The following is a 19,321-nucleotide window of genomic DNA, read 5'->3' as shown; positions in this document are numbered from 1 at the left end:
AACATTATAACATATTTACCATTGTTGTAAAATTACACTTTTGTTTCATTTTTACTTTTTATCTAGGTCTACGATACATTAAAGCACGTTCACTATCACTGGTTCCCCTTGTAGTTGGATCTACGACAACTCCCATTAAAACAAGAATCGATAAAACAATATTAATAATGGACGTTAGCTGCGCACTCATTGCACTCGTTAAATCATAGCCAAAAATAGCTGCTACTTGCTGTGCGAGTAATAATATCAATGAAAATAGCGACAGTAAAAATGGTTTATGCAGAAGACGGATTCTCCAGTTAATTCTCATAAACGCTCACCTCCCCCCTTCTCAATCACATTATATGCTCCGTGGTTACATGACACATATGCAAAAATGGAGCATCCAACATGAATTTACAGAAATTTTCCTTTATCTCGCTGTCTTCACAATTAGGAGGGAATTCTGCTCAATACTCACTTTTTAGGGCAAAAAAAAACACCCCTAAGGATTGATATGCTCCCCTTTAGGTAGACAGATTAAAAAATAAAAATCTGTTTATCTAGGGGGCATTTTTTTATGGCTCGAAGTAACCACTCAAAAGATGAAAAATTAGCGGTTCTAAGACTTCTTCACAAAGGACAAAAGACAATTTCAGAATTAGCTACTATATTTCAGGTTTCTTATAAAACCATTGAAGAATGGAACTACAAATATGAAATAGATGGAGAAATTGGCCTTGAAGAGTCCACTTCTTGGAATTCTTACTCGAAAGAGCTAAAGTTAGCAGCTGTACAAGACTATTTATCTGGACAATATTCTTTAAAAGAAGTTACAAGAAAATACAAGATTTCTGACAAATCCGTTTTGAGAAATTGGATTCAAAAGTATAATAGTCATAGAGAATTAAAGGATACCGGTAAAGGAATGACAAACTCTATGACTAATAAAAGAACAACGACGTTAGAAGAAAGAATACAGATTGTAAATTACTGTCTAGAACATCAGAAAAACTATCAGCTCGCTGCAGAAACCTATGAAGTGTCTTATCAACAGGTGTATCAATGGGTCAAAAAATTCGAAGTAAATGGTGAAGAGGCTCTGCAGGATAAACGTGGTCGCAAGAAAGAAGAACAGGAATTAACAGCTGAAGAAAAATTTAAGCTAGAAATGAAACGTTTAGAACGTGAAAATGAACGATTACGCGCAGAAAATGCCTTTTTAAAAAAGTTGGAAGAACTCGAAAGGAGGAATCGTTAACAAGCGTTCGTTTACAAAATAAATATAGAGCGATTCAAGAGTTACATGCGAAAGAAAATCTGCCAGTAATCCTTTTATGTGATATTGCCGGTTTATCTCGTGCTGCCTATTATAAATGGCTACAACGTACACCAACAGATAGAGAGCTAGAGAATAAAGCGATTCTTCAGGATATCCAAGCTATTTTTCGACAAGTCGAAGGAATTTATGGATATCGAAGAATGACTTTAAATATCAATCGTAAATACAATAAAAAGTTCAATCACAAACGTATTTATCGATTAATGCAAATCAGTGGTTTACAATCCGTGATTCGCCGAAAAAGAAAGCGATATGTTTCTTCACCTGCACAACATGTCGCTGAAAATCGATTAAATCGTGAATTTACTGCAAGCAAACCCAACGAAAAATGGGTAACAGATGTGACGGAGTTCAAATTAGGAAATGGAAAGAAAGCTTATTTAAGCGCTATTCTAGATCTTTACGATGGCTCTATTATCAGTTATGTATTGGGGCATTCAAATAATAATGAATTGGTATTTAAGACGTTTGATTTAGCAATGCTTACTTTAAAAGATGGAGAACAACCGTTACTTCATAGTGATCGTGGCTATCAGTACACATCACATGGATTTAAAAGAAGAATAGATGGAGCAGAGATGATTCATAGCATGTCCCGTGTAGGCAAATGTATAGATAACGGACCAATGGAATCATTTTGGGGAACATTGAAATGTGAAAAGTATTATTTACATAAGTACCAAACATTTGAAGCGTTACAACAAGCGATTGAGGATTATATCCAGTTTTACAATAACGATAGATACCAAGAACGATTAAACGGCTTAAGCCCATTAGAATATAGGGCTAAAGCCGCTTAAAAGCTTTTTATTATTTCCACTGTCTACTTGACAGGGAGCAGTTCAGATGTTAATTAATTTTATTACGGTTGAGTTGTTTTTCAATACCAGCCCGATCAATCTGAATCCAATATTCTGCTATCTTTTCATCTTCAATTCTATAAACTGCGCTTGCTATTTCAATAACAGGAAGACTTGTTGGCTGATATCCATCAACTTTTCCAACATGTGTACCAACTTGTTTCCATCGTACATATACTTTATTTTCTTGTACCATAAACTCTTGGATTTCTAATGAAAAATCGCCATATGCTTCTACCATTTCTTTTACATGGTCAGCATAATCTTGGGGAGTTCTTAAAACCGTTAACTCCTCTTCCGAAATAACTTGGTGTGCCAATACTTGTTCTGCCATTAACTCTGTTGCGTAATCTGGATTATTCCCTGAACGTACTTCTTCAAAAAATTTCTTCACAATTTGTTCTGGTGTCATTTGAACCCTCCGCTATAATTTACTATATATTCTGACGAGAATCACTTCATCTCCCCATGCTTAATAATAATTCGAGAGACAAGATATTGGAACCATATTCTACAAATTCCACTCTCCACTTCATGGAACTTATAATAACCTTGACTAGCTTTCACACAACGCCCTTTGCAGTTGTACTGATTGATAACTTTCTTGAAATTTTGCTGAGGGTTCCATTTTTATATGTTTTATCAGGTATGTTTATTAAACATTTTATTCATTCAAATATATTCAAGAACACTAATTTCACTGCGGGCTACATCAGTTGAAAATTGTAATATATTAGTAAAATATCAACAAAAAACAACCTTTTATCGGTCAATATATATTTTCCTAATCTACACACCTGATGTTTTATCATAGATGCTACGTTCATATAAATAGTTAAGATGCATCTTGCTTAGCGCTGATGCCTTCAAATTTGCATATAGTGGGTGATCGAAATGGTGTATGAGTGGAATGTTTTAAGGGCAATTGCCTGCTTATCTATTGTATTATTACACGCTACAACTAATACAGAAATTATTAACGGATACATCGAAAATCCGTACTATCAATTTTTCAGATTATTATTATGTTTCGCGACGCCAACATTTATTCTATTATCTATTATTATTTTAGCAAAGCGCTACCCAGTCGAACTACCTCCTAATTTTTTATGGCGACGTTTTGAATTTGTTTATATTCCATTTGTTGCTGCTAGTATTTTGTATGCAGTATATGCAGCACTTCATTATGATGAAAGCTTTTGGAATGCACTGTATCGCCATATTCTCTTAGGAGATTTCTCGGGATGGTTTGTCATGACAATCTTTCAATTATACATTCTGTTCTTTATCATAAAAAAGTATCAGCTATCAAGCATATGGCTAACACCAATTATGTTGGCACTTGGTATTTTATATATGACGCTCGCAAAGCTGAATGGTGAATTCTTTATAGTAAACGATAATCTTGTTCGTTTACTATTTATTGGTTGGCTTCCTTATTTCGCAATTGCTTATTTAATCGGTACGCATTATCGATGGGTTACCTTATATATTAGTAAGTACAAATTCTTTACGCTAGTTTTCGTTGTTCTTTCAGCATCTATACTGGCGATCAACTATTATTTGGGAGCCACTGAAATCACATCTAGACGATTAGATATGATGTTGCTTATTATTTCAATAACTTTATGCATTTTAGCATTTGGTCAAATTGTGCCGAAGCTAAAAATCATTAATTTAGTAAGTCAATATTCATTTGGTATATTTTTGATCCATTGGCTTGTTCAAGAATTTTTAGTCCCTTATACAGCACAAATACCTACTACCTCTCTTCAAGTCATCGCGCTATTTCTTTCGAGCGTAGTTGTCTGTATGTTGATTATAAAAATCATTTCATTTTTACCTTATAGTGCTTATCTAATTGGCAAGGCACACATTAAAAAGCCATCTCAGTAATGAGATGGCTCTATGCTTTTACGCTTGTCAAATTTCCGTGCCACAAAAACTAACCCGTAAACAAGTGGCGTTGCTACAATCGACGCTAAAAATTTAAACATATACTGTGTTATAAACAATGTCAGTAATACTTTAAATGGCATTACACCATAAAAGGCTATCGTAATAAATAGTGCCGTATCGATGAGCTGACTTACCATCGTAGACGCATTGTTTCGAAGCCAAAGCTTACCGTCGCCATGCTTTTCCTTAAATTTACTAAATATCATGACATCCAAATTTACACTAACCGTATACGCAACAAGGCTTGCAATAATGACACGCATACTGCCACCAAGAATTATCTCAAACTCCTTTTGATGAGCAAAGGCTTGTGCAGGTGGTAGCTCAATGGCAATAGCAATAAAGCATGCCGCAAACACTTGTGCTATAAGCCCCGTTCTTACCGTGCGACTGCCCGCTTCCCTACCGTACACTTCGCAAATTACATCAATAAGAGGATACGTGAAAATAATAAGTATTGCTGCTGCCGGAAGTATCATCCATTCGCCTATACTAAACACTTTAACAGCTAAAACATTTGCCAAAATTAAAAAGCCAACAAACAACCCATTTAAATAATACAGCATCAACGATTATCCACCTTTTCAGGATACAAATCGTGGTTCATCAAACGATGTTCCGCCATCTTTTCATATTTTGTGCCTGGGCGGCCATAGTTGCACCAAGGATCAATAGACAAGCCACCGCGCGGCGTAAACTTGCCCCATACCTCAATATAACGCGGTTCGATCAGCTTAACTAGATCATTCATGATGATATTGACACAGTCCTCATGAAAGTCTCCGTGATTACGGAAGCTAAATAAATAAAGCTTTAGTGACTTACTCTCTACTAGCTTTTTATCTGGAATAAAAGAAATATACATTGTTGCAAAGTCAGGCTGCCCTGTCATTGGACAAAGACTTGTAAATTCTGGACAATTAAATTTTACAAAAAAATCGTTTCCCGTATGCAAATTATCGACTGCCTCAAGTACTTCCGGTGAGTACTCAAATAAATACTTTGTGTTTTGGTTACCAAGTAGTGTTAAATCTTGTAATCCTTGTTCATCTGTTCTTCCTGCCATAAAAATGCCTCCTCAAGTTGTGAGAAGTCCATTATGCGTGAAACCTAATAAAAAAAAATCGCCATATCCGCATTTTTGGGACATGGCGTAAATGACGTCATCCATAGTTTTTTATAGAGGGTATGCGCTATGAACCTCTTTTATATTCGCTAGTTATCTTAACTTAATGAATGCAATCCGTCAACTAATTTTTTTCATATCCAATGCATTGACAAAAACACTTTCAAGTTATACTGTTTTACTGCTCCTTTCCTACTCTTCAGCCTTTTGTTGCATGTTGTCTTTTATCGTTTAGCAACTATCAGTGGTTACAATTTTGCTCAATTCCGATTATTATGATTATTTTCAAGTTGTCTACTTCTTTGTTTGAACTATTATCAAATATGTCTACCTTACTCTATCATAATCCGAAATGTTTCTGTAACTCTCGGTCAACTTGAGGATATTCGAAATACTTTCAAAAAAAAGTGATGCCAAGCCCCATTTAAAGGACTTGGCATTTTAGCTGAATTAACCACGGTTATCATTTTAGTTTGTATAGTCAATGGAATTGGCGATGTCGACTAACACTTCAGGTGTCACCTTTTCGGAAACCCTTTTATCAATCCACAGCATATATTGCCAATCTCCTCTTTCAAAAGCGAGTACATTGAAACCTGATATTTCCATATAGATTGAAGTCGTTCCGTTTTTCAATTCGAATGTCTTTACTATATAGTCCTTTTTAGATAGTAACTTAAAATGATTAGGTCGAACAGTTATTTTATAATGATGCTCCGGAAGTCGATTATTAATAAATGTAACTTCATAAAAATCATTCCTATCACCATCAAGATTATTAAATCGACCAAAATGATGCGTAAAACTAATAGGAGGTACTCGAAGTGGTAGCTTTAGTTCTTGATGAAAGTGCCGCTCAAAATCGGAGGCAGCTGCTTCAACCGTTTTATAGCCTATTTCAGGATAAATTTCTTCATAAGGACTGAACGAATCATTTAGATAGGCATTATTTGGTTGAGAAAATAATAAATAAAAGGAACTTAAGCAGAGAGAAAAAATTCTGTCCATTTTATCACCTCAGTATCACTTTAGGCGTAGTTTTTCCCAACACAATGAATTTATGCAGCAAGTTGTAGTATGTTCACAGTTATTTATTCTTTTTTATCATAACTAGATCCAACTTGTTTTAAAGCGTGTGAAATAGATATTTTTTGCACCGGAAGTCTATATGCAAAGAATCACCTCTAGTACGCGGGTATTTCACCCTTTTTACGCGGATATTCTCTCTGTCACGCTGATTTAAATAAAGAAAAAGCAATTATTCGCACTCATTAAATGCGAACAATTGCTTTTTAGATCAGAAAAGTAAATGTGCAACTAATGCTGCGATTGGTAGTGAAATAATCGTACGTAATAAGAAAATAACAACTAAATCAAAAAACTTCAGCGGAATTTTCGTACCTAAAATTAGTCCACCGACTTCTGACATATAGATAAGCTGTGTAACAGAAACGACAGCAATGACAAATCGTGTAGTTTCAGCTTCGATTCCTTCTCCTAAAATTGAAGGTAAGAACATATCTGCAAAGCCGACAACCATTGTTTGTGCCGCCTCAGCTGCTTCAGGTAAACCAAGCACTGTTAAAATAGGTTCAAATGGCTTCCCTAAAACGGTAAAAATACTAGTGAATTCAGCAAGCATTAAAGCAATGGTACCAAATGCCATAACAACGGGCGCTACGCCAATCCATAAATCCAAGACATTTCTAGATCCATCTTTAATAAATTGAAGAGGATCACGATTTGCATGTGCGACTGCTAAAGCATTTTCTAGACCATGTGACATCGAATTATAACCTTTGGGTAATTCCTCACGTGATAAATCTACTGGACTACCATCGATATACGTATCTTCTTTGTTAGCAAGCGGATAAATTCGCGGCATTATTACCGCTAACACAAGACCGCAAAGTACAACCGTTACATAATATGGAATAAAATAGCGTGACAAATGCACTGTATCCAATACGACGATACAGAACGTGATGGATACTACAGAGAAGCTTGTTGCAATAATGGCAGCCTCTTTTTTCGTGTAGTTCCCCATTTCATATTGCTTACTCGTCATCAGAACACCAATTGTTCCATCCCCCACCCACGATGTAAGTGCATCAACCGATGAACGACCAGGACTTTTAAAGAGAGGACGCATAATTTTTACCATCATTGTTCCGAAAAATTCAAGTAAGCCGAAGTTTGTTAAAAATGGTAATAGTAGACCCGCAAATAAGAAAATCGTAAATAAAAACGTTACCAAACCATCATCAGGGTTCATTAATAACCCACCAGTATTTTCATTGTTAATCGCTGATGGTCCAAAATCAAATACAACCATTGAAGCAAATATTAAACCGATAATTCGTATTATTGTCCAAAACCAATTGACATAAAACAATGTATCTAAAATACTAGGCTTCTTTGTATGATCGCGAGGAATGAATTTGGCAATAAGTGAACCAATTGCCGAAATCGCAAACATAATGATAGTAAAATAACTAATCACAGGCGCAACAACACCCGCTAATATATTTGCTAAAATAGCAATTGGAACTTTCCATCCCTCATCTGTTAAGACTGGTGTCATGAATAATAGGACACCAATAAGAGAGGGGATTATGAAGTAAAAGTATGAAGAAGTAGGATATTTTTTCATAATTAAAAGCCTCATTTCTCTAGTTTTATCAAAGTTGTATACATCAGGCTTGTTAGTTATATACTGTTCAACCGCCAAGAAGTATATCTGTATAAAGCGAAACATTAATCAGTGGAAATTTCTTTATCTTCGCTGATTATTATTTGCCAATTGGGCATTTACGAGCGGTTAATGAGGGATAAAATAAAAAAAGCATTCCTCTAAAAAGTAATAAAGGAACGCCTAAACACTACTTTTTTATAATTAACATCTGCAATGCGAAATTTTAACAATCCCAACATTATTCATAATTTACATTTATGAGCTACAAAAATACCGTAAACCCAACAACACATCCGGTTAATTCTACAACAAAATGAATTTTTATTCAATGTAAAATATTAGTTATTGTTATAATTCTCATCTGATATCATCCAGCACTTCTTCTTTGTATCATTACCTTTCAACAAAGCTCAATTTTACAATAGCTAAAATGTTGTCTAAATTATATGTGTAACATTTAATGTATCCAACCTTGTTCAAAGGACGGATCTTTCTTACATACTAGCACTTTCGAACTATAAAAAGCACACCTATCATCAAAAAATTATTGAAAAGGTCATAAATACTTTAAATTTCGACATGCATTTCATCACTTCGGTTTTCGATAGTAGTTTACATTATTAACATTTGATGAAATTTTTCAATAATCATACCTATTTTGATTGCCTAAGAGATTTAACCAACTCTTAATAGGCATACAAATAGACCACATTGTCTTTCATCTCATATCTTAAGTATGAACCACAACTTATCAAAACAGGAGGTTATAACATGTTTAAACGTATGCATCACCATGCAAAAGGTCCACATTGTTGTCCACCACAAGCATGCCCAACTCAATTTGACCCACCACATTTTTTACCACCAGAAGAATATATTCGTACCAATTACATCCATACTGTCGTGCCACATGTACAACCAGCACATATTACAACAGTTAACAAACATATGATTGATCATCAATATTACTTCCCTTTCACAGAATGTGTAGTGAATGAATGTTGCGAAAATCATACACTTTGCGATATGCGACCTGATCCTTGCCATATGCACCATCATCATCACATGCCACACCATCATCATCATCACCACCAAAAATATATGGGCTACTAAATATTTGATTGAAAATGTCTAGCGCCTATCAGTTCTTGTTATAGTATTTACTATCAAATTATGAATTTCAAAAGAAAAAAACCGAGTACCTTGATTAGGTACTCGGTTAATATATTAGTACATTTTTAAATATTGGTCGCGTTCCCATTGATGTACTGTTGTACGGTACATATCGAACTCGATTTCTTTTGCTTCTTTAAAGTTTGCGTAGATATGCTCGCCTAAAGCTTCTTGCGCTACTTTATCTTTAGCTAGTAATGCTAAAGCATCGTCAAGTGCTGGTGGTAAGTTTTCAATACCGTTCGCTTTACGCTCTTCTTCAGTCATTACATAGATGTTACGATTAATCGCAGCTGGTGGTGTTAATTGTTGACGAATACCTTCAAGACCAGCTTCTAAAATAACAGCCATTGCTAAATATGGATTTGCAGATGGATCCACAGAACGTACTTCTACACGAGTTGAAAGACCACGTGCTGATGGAATACGGATAAGTGGTGAACGGTTTTGAGCTGACCATGCTACATAACATGGTGCTTCGTAACCAGGTACAAGACGTTTATAAGAGTTAACTGTTGGGTTTGTTACAGCTGTGAAACCTTGAACGTGAGCAAGGACACCCGCCATGAATTGCATTGCTGTTTCAGAAAGACCTAGTTCAGTCGATTCATCGTAGAATGAATTCTCTTTACCTTTAAATAATGAAACATTGAAGTGCATACCAGAGCCAGCTTCACCGAATAATGGTTTCGGCATGAAAGTAGCATGTAAGCCATGTTTACGTGCAATTGTTTTAACTACTAATTTGAACGTTTGGATGTTATCACAAGCTGTGATTGCATCTGCATATTTAAAGTCGATTTCATGTTGTCCAGGAGCTACCTCATGGTGAGATGCTTCGATTTCAAAGCCCATTTCTTCTAGCTCTAATACGATATCACGACGGCAGTTTTCGCCAAGATCTGTAGGTGCTAAGTCGAAGTAACCACCATGGTCGTTTACTTCTAATGTTGGTTCACCTTTTGCATCTAATTTGAATAAGAAGAATTCTGGCTCAGGCCCTAAATTGAAGCTTGAGAAGCCCAACTCTTCCATTTTTTTAAGGATACGTTTTAAGTTGTTACGTGGGTCACCAGCAAACGGCTCGCCTTTAGCAGTGTATACATCACAGATGAAACGTGCTACTTTCCCTTTTTCAGAAGTCCAAGGGAACACTACGAAAGAATCTAAATCAGGATGTAAATACATGTCCGATTCTTCGATACGAACAAAGCCTTCAATGGATGAGCCATCAAACATCATTTTATTTTCTAGCGCTTTGTCTAATTGGCTTACAGGAATCTCAACGTTTTTAATTGTGCCAAGAATATCCGTAAATTGTAATCGAATAAAGTTTACGTTTTTTTCCTCGATAAGACGTTTAATGTCCTCTTTTGTGTATTTACCCACAGTTTTCCACACTCCTATAAATTGTCTAGCTTTTATTATTACCCTACCCTATTAAAATAATCTAAACTGTTACCAGAAGCGTACGTTTACTTTAATTAATAGAATCGAGATAAATCCCCTTGTCTGATGGAAGATTTTTGCATGCGCTGTGCTTGACGCATTTCTTCACGCATAATGCGACGTAATTCTGAATCACTTAAATTTGGTTCTTCTGTTGCAACAGCATCATTCTTTTTAGCGAATAGTTTTTTAATCTTCGCCATATTCATACCTTGTTCTAAGTAATCTTTAATTTCAAGCAGTATGTCGACGTCATTTAATGAAAACATTCGACGGTTGCCTTCTGTTCGGTGCGGCTCAATTAAATGGTGTTCTTCATAATAACGAATTTGACGTGCCGAAAGCTCAGTCAATTGCATCACAATATTCATGGATAATAACGGCATAGTTCGTCTAATTTCACGACTCATTTAAGTCCCTCCAATACCCGCTAATCATATAACGAAAATTTTACACTGTCAACCAGTCATGTAAGGTTTCCTTACATCAATTAAAATATTTTTTTCGAATTGATGAAAAATTGTAAAAAACTATTCAAAACGAAAGTATTGAATAGTTTTTTCATCTCCTATTTTTGGATTTTTTGTACAGCACTACAAATAGCAAATTTTACGTGCTCATATGTTAACCCACCTTGAATAAATGCTGTAAACGGCGGACGAATAGGACCGTCTGCTGTAAGCTCAATACTTGAACCTTGAATAAATGTTCCAGCTGCCATGATGACATCATCCTCATAGCCAGGCATGTACGCTGGCTCTGGTGCGTAATGCGCATTAATTGGTGAGTTTGCTTGAATTTCACGACAAAACGCAATCATTTGTTCCGCGGTTTGGAAAGAAACCGATTGAATTAAATCTGTACGATTAGCATCATACCTTGGTGATGTATTCATCCCAATTTCCCCTAGCATAGCAGCTGTGAAAATGGCACCTTTTAATGCTTGAGATACAACATGTGGTGCAAGGAAAAATCCTTGATAGAAATCACCAAGCGTGTTTAATGTTGCTCCTGCCTCAGCACCAATACCTGGTGATGTCATACGATAAGCACATTTCTCAACTAAATCTGCACGACCCGCAATATAACCACCAATTTTCGCCAAGCCTCCACCAGGATTTTTAATGAGCGAACCTGCCATTAAATCAGCCCCAACCTCGGTCGGTTCCTGTGCCTCCACAAATTCACCGTAGCAATTATCAACGAAAATAACGGCATTTGGCGCTAATTCACGGATTTTTGCACACATGTCTGCAATTTGTGAAATGGTAAAGGATGGGCGTGTTGCATAGCCCTTCGAACGTTGGATAGCAATCATTTTTGTGTTTGGTGTAATTGCAGCTGCAACGCCCTCCCAATCGATCTCTTGATTATTGATTAAATCTACATGGCTATAACCGATTTTATAATCTTTTAAGGAGCCAGTATCCTTATCGCCACCATCGACTATTGATTGCAATGTATCATACGGCTGACCCGAAATATAAAGTAATTCGTCACCAGGACGTAATACTCCGAATAAACTAAGCGTAATTGCATGTGTACCTGAAATAATTTGCGGACGTACGATGGCAGCCTCCGCTCCAAAGACCTCTGCATAAACACGTTCTAGATTGTCACGCCCCTCATCATCATAGCCATAACCATTAGACGGATGCAGATGATAATCACTTACTTGATGCTTTCTAAACGCAGCAAGCACTTTTTGTTGGTTGAAGAATGCCATGTCTTCTACCTTTGCATGAAAAGGACGCACCTTTTCTTCTATTTTAGCTGCTAATGCTAGTGTTTCTTCCATTAAATTTGTTGTAAAAGTCATTATATTCTTCTCCATTTCACATTTGTTCAAATCCTATCTTAACAATTTGTATGCTTGCCTGCAAAACTTGCTATTGTTTCTAATTGCATTTTACGCTAATCTAAATTGCGGACTTCATCTATTATGTCCTACTATAATAGGATATTTAATATCTGATAATTCCAAAGCATAAGTTGATACTTTTCTTAGCAAAAACTTCTACGCTACAAAAAGGGTTTGCAACTAATCAAAAAGATTTATTCATATAGGGAGTGAAAGGGTTGGCTTGGGAGGTTTTTAGTATTATTGGAACAATTGCCTTCGCTATTTCTGGGGCAATCATTGCAATGGAGGAAGAATACGATTTATTCGGTGTATATATACTCGGGATTGTAACCGCTTTTGGCGGAGGAGCTATACGAAATTTGCTCATAGGTTTGCCTGTAACAACACTGTGGGGACAGGATATGATGTTCCAAATTGCCATTGCAGCCATTACAATTTTTTTCTTATTTCCACATCGACTCATCCAACATTGGCATCGCTGGGGCAATTTCACTGATGCTATCGGTTTATCGGCATTTGCAATTCAGGGTGCTCTCTATGCCGTGAAGCTCGACATGCCCATTAGTGCAGTTATTGTAGCTGCTGTCTTAACAGGGTCAGGCGGTGGAATTGTTCGAGATTTATTAGCTAGACGACAACCATTAATTCTCCGTGATGAAGTCTATGGTGTTTGGGCAGCACTAGCTGGACTTATTATTGGGCTTGGATTATTTTCAGGGGATATCTATTTATATGTATTATTTGGTGTAATTACTGCACTAAGAGTTCTTTCATATATGAAGAAATGGCGTTTACCGTTGCGGAAATTGCAGCGGGCATAGCTAAGTTTCCTTACATCACCGTATAACAACAAGAGGCTGGGACAGAAAGAAAAAATGTTAGATCGATTTCGGTCTAACATTTTTTTGATTTAGGAAGGAACACTCTACTCATTGAAGCGAAAAGGTTATTACCTGTTTTCGCTATTTTTCAAAATAATCGAGTTCTGTCCCAGCCTCTTATTTTTTATCAATAGCAGATTTTAAATCCTTTAACTATAACTTTTGTTTATGTGTAGCAGCGCCTAGAAACAATATATCCTAATAGAAATAGTATGTTACCCTAAGTAAACTTTTTGCTTGCTGAGTAACTACTTTCATAAGAACTTGTTTTTAGAATCTCATAATATTTAATTACTTTTCTAACAGCAGAATAGCTTCCTCTAATGTTGTCATGTTTTTCATCATGGAACATGCTGCGTCCAAAATAGGAAACGCTAAAGCTGCACCAGAGCCTTCGCCCAATCGCATATTCATCTGCAACATCGGTTCAACTCCGAGCATTTCAGCAGCAATTTTAGCACCTGGTTCTTCGGAAGCATGAGAAGGAATGATATAGTCTTTTACTTTTGGTTCGAGTTCGTATGCAATAAGTGCAGCAATAGTAGAAATGAAGCCATCAATCACAACAGGCTTGCGATTTGCAGCTGCAGCGAGTACAACTCCAGCCATAGCACCTATTTCTAAACCACCAACTTTTGCAAGAATGTCAATAGCATCATCACGATTTGGTTTGTTTAATGTAATAGCATTATGAATAACTTCTATTTTATGGTCGATTCCACCTGGCCCAACACCTGCACCGACCCCTGTCACTTCAATCGGATGACATGCACGAAGAACCGATAATATTGCAGCACTCGGTGTTGTATTTCCAATCCCCATTTCACCTGTCCCGAGTACATTCGCCCCTTTTGCTATTTCTTCGGTAGCTACTTCAATTCCTACTTCAATAGATTGAATGGCTTCTTCCCTTGACATGGCAGGACCTTTTGCCATATTGTCCGTTCCATATTTAATTTTTTTTAGGATAACACCAGCATCATGCGGAATATCTTCTTTTACGCCAACGTCTACTGTGACAATTTTAGCATCTGTGATTCTTGCGATAGCACAGACACCAGTTCCACCTCTAGGAAAATTTAATGTTTGAAAGACCGTCACATTTTGTGGATTAGATGTCACCCCTTCATCACAAACACCATGATCTGCGGCACACACAATAATCGCTTTATTATCAATCGCAGGAAATAGTTCTCTTGTAATCCCAGATAGTTGCACAGCAAGGGTTTCTAGTCTTCCCAAACTTCCAGGAGGCTTGCATAGTGCATCTATGCGTTCTCTTGCCTGCTCCATCATTTTGTGGTCAGTACTGTGAATGTTTTGAATCGTCTGTTGTAATAATTGCATGAAAATTTCCCCTTTCTTTTTTGCCTCATTACTCGAAGATATGATTTAGAGAAAAAAATAAAAAGCCTGTAGTTTATTTCATAACAAATAAACTACAGACTTTTCCATCGTCTATATAATACGCAGCAGTTAGGCAGGTCTCCTGGCTCAATTTCAACATTTCATAGAACCTTCCCAGACTATGCTAGTGGCATTCTCCATGAAACTCTCTTTTACAGTGGTGGGACCGCTAAAGCTTTTCACTTTATTCCCTATTCTCCCGCAATGGGCACCTAATGCTTTTATGCAATTATTTTAAATTTACGATAAAGTGTTTTTTGTGTCAATATATTTAATTAAATGAAAAATTGTTCCAGGGATTCCTTTGCTGGCATTCGTTCCAAAATAGTGAATTCCAGTAAAAGAGTCTTTTAACACTTCGAATAACCAAATAAATCTAACGTACGCGAATTTAGGTTCCTGAGGGCTGGCAATTTGAGCCCATGCTGAATCTTCTCTCCAATAGAAAATTGATTCATAACGCGCCTACTCAACCACAATCTATTTTTCCTAGGTAAATTCCTAATCGTTCACAAGTAACGGATTCAATTAAAACTTATTTCCTATAAATATAGTAGGGAAAGTAATTTTTTGATGTATGTCTATTGAATAAAAATATGCTGATGACTAACATGAAAAATAACTACATTTCAAACTTAGCCTTCATTTTGCATTTTCCTAATCTCAACAATATTCTTCCAGATCGCCCTATCAACTTTGGCAAAACTACGTATGCTTGGCGTTGTATTTACTTCGAATAATATAGGTTTTCCTTCTAGATTTATTCCAAAATCAATGCCATATTCTCTACAAGGAAAGTGGGATGCTATTACTTCAGCTACTAAAATTGAATCCTCTTTTAGAGAATCTATTGTTTGATCTTTCTTTGTATTATCCATCATCAAATAACCTGATAATAATTCCTCAATCGATATTGCTTTAGAACCTCGATTTGAATTGACAATCCCATGATCCTCAGTTGCCACTCTTCCGTAAATCCCACCAATTACCCATTTTCCCTTTAGATTTTGAACATGAACACGAATAGATATTGAATTCCCATCAGGGGTTAGACTTTTGACCCCCTCTTGTATAATATAAATTCCGCTTAATCTACCTTGTTTCTCATATGGATGTAGAACTTGGTGGAAATCCTCAATTGCTGCTACACATTTACTTATTTCCTCACCTTGCATGGTAAATCCGTTAAAACAATAGTGTCCATCTTTTCTTTTGTAGACTTTATAAATTGCTCTTCCTTGTCCAGCGCTATTATGTTTCACATAAATATACTCATACTTATTTAATAAATAGATTAGGTTTTCTAGACTGTAAAGTATTGATTCTGGCATGCAGTTAGTTGTTAAAGGATTTTGTTTTAAAAGTAAGCATTGTTCCCATTTTCCAAGTCCGTTTTTCAATAAACTCACCTCATTTAGTTAGATATTTTCATTTCTTTTGTATTGATAGTGTAGTCCTCTCCACTTATGGAGGTTACTGTATTCTATGTAAATAGATTTATCTTGCATAGGTGGGTGAGACTTGGTAACGCGATATCTCATATTTTTCATTTTGAGTCCCATAATTAAATTTACTACACTAGAAAAGTAGTATTATGATTGTTCTCAATACACCATTTTTTGATTTCAAAACATTAGTTTCTAATATACGGAAAAACAACAAAATTTTTTAATGAAAAAATATATTCAGACACACTTAAATTTTTAATGGATACCTATAACGGTCTTTCCGCAAAAGTTGTAGAGGAAGTTGGTTTAAATGGGATATGGGCGAGTGGTCTATCGATATAAGGATCATTAGGTGTAAGAGATAATAATGAAGCATCATGGACGTAGGCATTAGATATACTAGTTTAAACTTTGCCAGTTATAACCTAAAGATTCGTGAGCAAAAAAAGGATAATCCATACAATAAAATTTTAGCCTCATCATGAACTCACTAAAAAATAAGAACAAGAAAAAAGAAAGAGCAAATATTAATAGGCTCTTTCTCTTTAAAGTATGTCATTATTTAAATTCTAACTCTCCATCATATGCAAGCATGCCGCCTTCAAGGTTTGTCACGTCAAACCCTTGAGCTTCTAAGTATGAGCATGCATTTGCTGAACGAGCGCCAGCCTTGCAAACGATAATGTATGGCTTTGAAGCATCTAATTCATTTATGCGATCAGGGATTGTCCCAAGAGCAATATGTTGAGCACCAGGAATCATACCTTGTGCTACCTCATCATCTTCACGAACATCAATAATGTATAGATCTTCGTTCGCATCTAATAGTTCTAATATTTCTGTTGTCTCCATCGTTTTCATCTGTGTAGTCCTCCAATATATCGATTTCCTTTTACATTATAGCCTGAAGGCAAAAAAACAGCTAGTGTCATGAACACTAACTGTTTTACTCTAATGTTTCTATTCTTCTGTCTCTAAAAAATCGACTTGCTTTGCTGGAACAAATGTGGAAATAGCGTGTTTGTAAATAAGATGCTGTTTACTTTCAACATCTACTAATAACACTGTAAAATTATCATAGGATTTCACAGTCCCTTTTAACTGGAATCCGTTTAACAGAAACACAGTAACAAAAACACTGCTTTTACGTAGATGGTTCAAGAATGTATCTTGCAAGTTAATTGATTTCATCAAATATACCCCCCTTGCTCTCTTCCTACCTCTTAATTCCTATATTAGCACGTTCTACCAATTTATCAATTAGTAATTTTTAGAAATTTATCAAAAGTATAAAAACAAAATCTACGATAAGGCGAGATCAATCAACTAAAGTTGTTCTTCATTTTTAAGAAAGTAAACATCCATTTTATTGCGGAAATATGTTAGTTGTCTTTTCGCATAGCGGCGAGAATTTTGTTTCAAACTGTCAACAGCTTCTTCTAAAGAACATTTTCCATCTAGGTAATCATATAATTCCTTGTAGCCGATTGCTTGGATTGACTGTACACCACGAATATTTTGCTGCCATAAACCCTTTACTTCTTCCAAAAGCCCCTTTTCCATCATTATATCAACGCGAAGGTTAATACGATCATAGAGCTCTTCACGTGACATATTTTGCCCAAGCCCTATAATCACATGATTGTAAAGTGGAACTTCTCCACGATTATGTGCTTCTGCTGCCTTTGAAACGCCACTAAGCTCAATCATTTCTAACGCACGTATGACACGGCGAGTATTATTTGGATGAATGGTCTCTGCTGTTTGTGGATCAAGGTTTTTAAGTTTAGCATGCATAGCCTCTGGACCTAATTTCTCCAGTTCTTCATAATAGGCTTTTCTTGCTACTTCATCTACCTGCTCCTCAGTAAATTGAAAATCATAGAGTACTGCCTGTACATATAATCCTGAGCCCCCTACAATAATCGGTAGCTTGCCGCGTGCTTGAATTTCCGCAATTTTAGCACGCACTAATTTTTGATAGTCAGCTACTGAGAAAGGTTCCGTTGGCTCTTTGAAGCTAATTAAATGATGTGGCACACCTTCCATCTCTTCTTCCGTAATTTTCGCTGTACCAATATCTAAATCTTTATAAATCTGCATGGAGTCACCATTAATGATTTCGCCATTATATTTTTTCGCTAACTCAATGCTTAGTGCCGTTTTACCAGAAGCAGTAGGTCCTACGATTGCTACAACCTCTGCTCGCTGTATTTTATCTTGTATCATATTTTTCTAACCACCGTAATAAAACTTTATAGACTGCTTCTTGATTATCTTCGTTCAAAATTTCATGACGCTTATCCTCAAATAAGTAAACCGTCACATCCTGTAAGCCCGCTGCTGCAAATTGTTCTGCCACAGAGTATATACGCCTTGACCTTGTTCTCCAACTGGATCCATGCTACCACTTATCAATAATATCGGTAACTCTTTCTTTATATTCGCTATCTCTTTTTTACGATTTAACGACTTAAAACCCGTTGTTAAATCCACAAAAAATTGATTTGTTGGGATAAAGCCACAATATGGATCATCTATATATTTTTGCACCTCATCCTCTGTCGAGCATAACCAATCATACGCAGTCTTCGAACTTGGGAACTGCTTATTAAAACTACCAAAGCTGAGCTTATTTAATATTTTGCTCTCCGTCTCTTTACCAAATTGCTTGGCCAATGCTTTTGCTACTAAATTCCCCATCTTATGCAATGCTGTAACATTCCCTGTTCCACAAAGAATCGCATTATCCACTTGCTCGCTATACAATTGAATATATCTTCTAGTAATGAACGACCCCATACTATGACCAAATAAAATCAAAGGTACATCTGCAAATTGTACATGCATTAATGTTACTACCTCATGAGCATCCTCTACTACACGGTCAAAACCATTTTGTTCGGCAAAGAAACCTAGTGTGCCATTATAAGCTGCTGTTTCTCCATGTCCTCGATGATCATGCATTGTTACTGCATAGCCAGCTTCATTAAGAGTACGAGCAAATTTCACATAACGTCCACTATGCTCCGCCATACCATGTAAAATATGAATATGACCAATACATGGATTCGACGGCTTGAATGTTCGAGTAAATAGGAAATGACCATCTGACATTTCAATATAGCGCTCCATTAC

The 19,321-nt window shown here is 36.1% G+C and carries 18 protein-coding genes, 1 pseudogene and 2 riboswitches; of the genes and pseudogenes, 4 read left to right on the top strand and 15 right to left on the bottom strand.

Annotated elements, in window-relative coordinates:
• Positions 1 to 58: 58 nt before the first annotated feature.
• On the bottom strand, positions 59 to 310 hold the full coding sequence (locus AB9L17_RS06320) for a phage holin (protein ID WP_068983044.1): 252 nt from the start codon (positions 308 to 310) through the stop codon (positions 59 to 61).
• A 249-nt stretch (positions 311 to 559) separates the two neighbouring features.
• Between AB9L17_RS06320 and AB9L17_RS06315 the strand changes: the two genes are divergently transcribed.
• Positions 560 to 2,121 (top strand): IS3 family transposase gene (locus AB9L17_RS06315; protein WP_375199824.1). Its coding sequence is split into 2 segments (ribosomal slippage): positions 560 to 1,217 and positions 1,217 to 2,121, totalling 1,563 coding nucleotides; the frame shifts between segments, so codons are not numbered across the junction.
• 49 nt (positions 2,122 to 2,170) lie between these two features.
• Here the strand turns inward: AB9L17_RS06315 and AB9L17_RS06310 are convergent.
• Positions 2,171 to 2,593 carry an ester cyclase gene (locus AB9L17_RS06310; protein ID WP_223552669.1) on the bottom strand — a complete coding sequence of 141 codons (423 nt, stop codon included), beginning with the start codon at positions 2,591 to 2,593 and terminating at the stop codon, positions 2,171 to 2,173.
• 482 nt (positions 2,594 to 3,075) lie between these two features.
• Here AB9L17_RS06310 and AB9L17_RS06305 point away from each other — a divergent pair, with 482 nt between their 5' ends.
• Positions 3,076 to 4,077 carry an acyltransferase family protein gene (locus AB9L17_RS06305; protein ID WP_375200218.1) on the top strand — a complete coding sequence of 334 codons (1,002 nt, stop codon included), beginning with the start codon at positions 3,076 to 3,078 and terminating at the stop codon, positions 4,075 to 4,077.
• Here the strand turns inward: AB9L17_RS06305 and AB9L17_RS06300 are convergent.
• The 4 genes from AB9L17_RS06300 to AB9L17_RS06285 all read right to left on the bottom strand — a co-directional run bounded on the left by AB9L17_RS06300 (position 4,071) and on the right by AB9L17_RS06285 (position 7,919).
• Entirely contained in the window at positions 4,071 to 4,706 is a 636-nt protein-coding gene (locus AB9L17_RS06300) for a queuosine precursor transporter (protein ID WP_375200765.1), read from the bottom strand. The genes AB9L17_RS06305 and AB9L17_RS06300 overlap by 7 nt on opposite strands.
• Positions 4,706 to 5,206 carry a preQ(1) synthase gene (gene queF / locus AB9L17_RS06295; protein WP_223552667.1) on the bottom strand — a complete coding sequence of 167 codons (501 nt, stop codon included), beginning with the start codon at positions 5,204 to 5,206 and terminating at the stop codon, positions 4,706 to 4,708. Before queF ends, AB9L17_RS06300 begins: the two co-directional genes overlap by 1 nt.
• A gap of 97 nt (positions 5,207 to 5,303) precedes the next feature.
• Positions 5,304 to 5,350, bottom strand: a riboswitch (PreQ1 riboswitch).
• 384 nt (positions 5,351 to 5,734) lie between these two features.
• The gene (locus AB9L17_RS06290; RefSeq protein ID WP_068983049.1) at positions 5,735 to 6,274 is read right to left on the bottom strand and encodes a hypothetical protein; all 540 of its coding nucleotides are present in this window, start codon (positions 6,272 to 6,274) and stop codon (positions 5,735 to 5,737) included.
• Positions 6,275 to 6,563: 289 nt separating this feature from the next.
• Positions 6,564 to 7,919: a YjiH family protein gene (locus AB9L17_RS06285; protein WP_068983050.1), complete on the bottom strand. Its 1,356-nt coding sequence runs from the start codon at positions 7,917 to 7,919 to the stop codon at positions 6,564 to 6,566.
• Between the two features lie 813 nt (positions 7,920 to 8,732).
• Between AB9L17_RS06285 and AB9L17_RS06280 the strand changes: the two genes are divergently transcribed.
• Positions 8,733 to 9,074, top strand: a complete 342-nt coding sequence (locus AB9L17_RS06280; protein WP_223552666.1) for a CotD family spore coat protein — start codon at positions 8,733 to 8,735, stop codon at positions 9,072 to 9,074.
• A gap of 114 nt (positions 9,075 to 9,188) precedes the next feature.
• Here AB9L17_RS06280 and glnA read toward each other — a convergent pair whose 3' ends face one another.
• From glnA to AB9L17_RS06265, 3 genes are all read right to left on the bottom strand, one after another.
• On the bottom strand, positions 9,189 to 10,523 hold the full coding sequence (gene glnA, locus AB9L17_RS06275; RefSeq protein ID WP_068983052.1) for a type I glutamate--ammonia ligase: 1,335 nt from the start codon (positions 10,521 to 10,523) through the stop codon (positions 9,189 to 9,191).
• A gap of 95 nt (positions 10,524 to 10,618) precedes the next feature.
• Positions 10,619 to 10,993: a MerR family transcriptional regulator gene (locus tag AB9L17_RS06270; protein ID WP_068983053.1), complete on the bottom strand. Its 375-nt coding sequence runs from the start codon at positions 10,991 to 10,993 to the stop codon at positions 10,619 to 10,621.
• Positions 10,994 to 11,151: 158 nt separating this feature from the next.
• The gene (locus tag AB9L17_RS06265) at positions 11,152 to 12,402 is read right to left on the bottom strand and encodes an aminotransferase class I/II-fold pyridoxal phosphate-dependent enzyme (protein WP_223552664.1); all 1,251 of its coding nucleotides are present in this window, start codon (positions 12,400 to 12,402) and stop codon (positions 11,152 to 11,154) included.
• 260 nt (positions 12,403 to 12,662) lie between these two features.
• Between AB9L17_RS06265 and AB9L17_RS06260 the strand changes: the two genes are divergently transcribed.
• On the top strand, positions 12,663 to 13,268 hold the full coding sequence (locus tag AB9L17_RS06260) for a trimeric intracellular cation channel family protein (RefSeq protein ID WP_068983055.1): 606 nt from the start codon (positions 12,663 to 12,665) through the stop codon (positions 13,266 to 13,268).
• Between the two features lie 351 nt (positions 13,269 to 13,619).
• Here AB9L17_RS06260 and cobT read toward each other — a convergent pair whose 3' ends face one another.
• The 6 genes and pseudogenes from cobT to AB9L17_RS06230 all read right to left on the bottom strand — a co-directional run bounded on the left by cobT (position 13,620) and on the right by AB9L17_RS06230 (position 19,318).
• The gene (gene cobT, locus AB9L17_RS06255) at positions 13,620 to 14,675 is read right to left on the bottom strand and encodes a nicotinate-nucleotide--dimethylbenzimidazole phosphoribosyltransferase (protein ID WP_068983056.1); all 1,056 of its coding nucleotides are present in this window, start codon (positions 14,673 to 14,675) and stop codon (positions 13,620 to 13,622) included.
• A 115-nt stretch (positions 14,676 to 14,790) separates the two neighbouring features.
• Positions 14,791 to 14,966, bottom strand: a riboswitch (cobalamin riboswitch).
• Positions 14,967 to 15,370: 404 nt separating this feature from the next.
• Entirely contained in the window at positions 15,371 to 16,135 is a 765-nt protein-coding gene (locus AB9L17_RS06250) for a YheC/YheD family protein (protein WP_223552661.1), read from the bottom strand.
• Between the two features lie 606 nt (positions 16,136 to 16,741).
• Positions 16,742 to 17,044 (bottom strand): rhodanese-like domain-containing protein, encoded by a 303-nt coding sequence (locus AB9L17_RS06245; protein WP_223552660.1) that lies wholly within the window; start codon positions 17,042 to 17,044, stop codon positions 16,742 to 16,744.
• 99 nt (positions 17,045 to 17,143) lie between these two features.
• Positions 17,144 to 17,374, bottom strand: a complete 231-nt coding sequence (gene hfq, locus AB9L17_RS06240) for an RNA chaperone Hfq (RefSeq protein WP_375200217.1) — start codon at positions 17,372 to 17,374, stop codon at positions 17,144 to 17,146.
• Positions 17,375 to 17,509: 135 nt separating this feature from the next.
• Positions 17,510 to 18,412 carry a tRNA (adenosine(37)-N6)-dimethylallyltransferase MiaA gene (gene miaA / locus AB9L17_RS06235; RefSeq protein ID WP_068983060.1) on the bottom strand — a complete coding sequence of 301 codons (903 nt, stop codon included), beginning with the start codon at positions 18,410 to 18,412 and terminating at the stop codon, positions 17,510 to 17,512.
• Positions 18,399 to 19,318: pseudogene (locus AB9L17_RS06230) on the bottom strand (alpha/beta fold hydrolase). The gene miaA and the pseudogene AB9L17_RS06230 overlap by 14 nt, the downstream one beginning before the upstream one ends.
• Positions 19,319 to 19,321: the final 3 nt, after the last annotated feature.

Origin of the sequence: Lysinibacillus sp. RS11, assembly GCF_042019215.1 — a bacterium.
Taxonomy (GTDB): domain Bacteria; phylum Bacillota; class Bacilli; order Bacillales_A; family Planococcaceae; genus Lysinibacillus; species Lysinibacillus xylanilyticus_A.
This window is presented reverse-complemented; position numbering and strand designations above follow the sequence as displayed.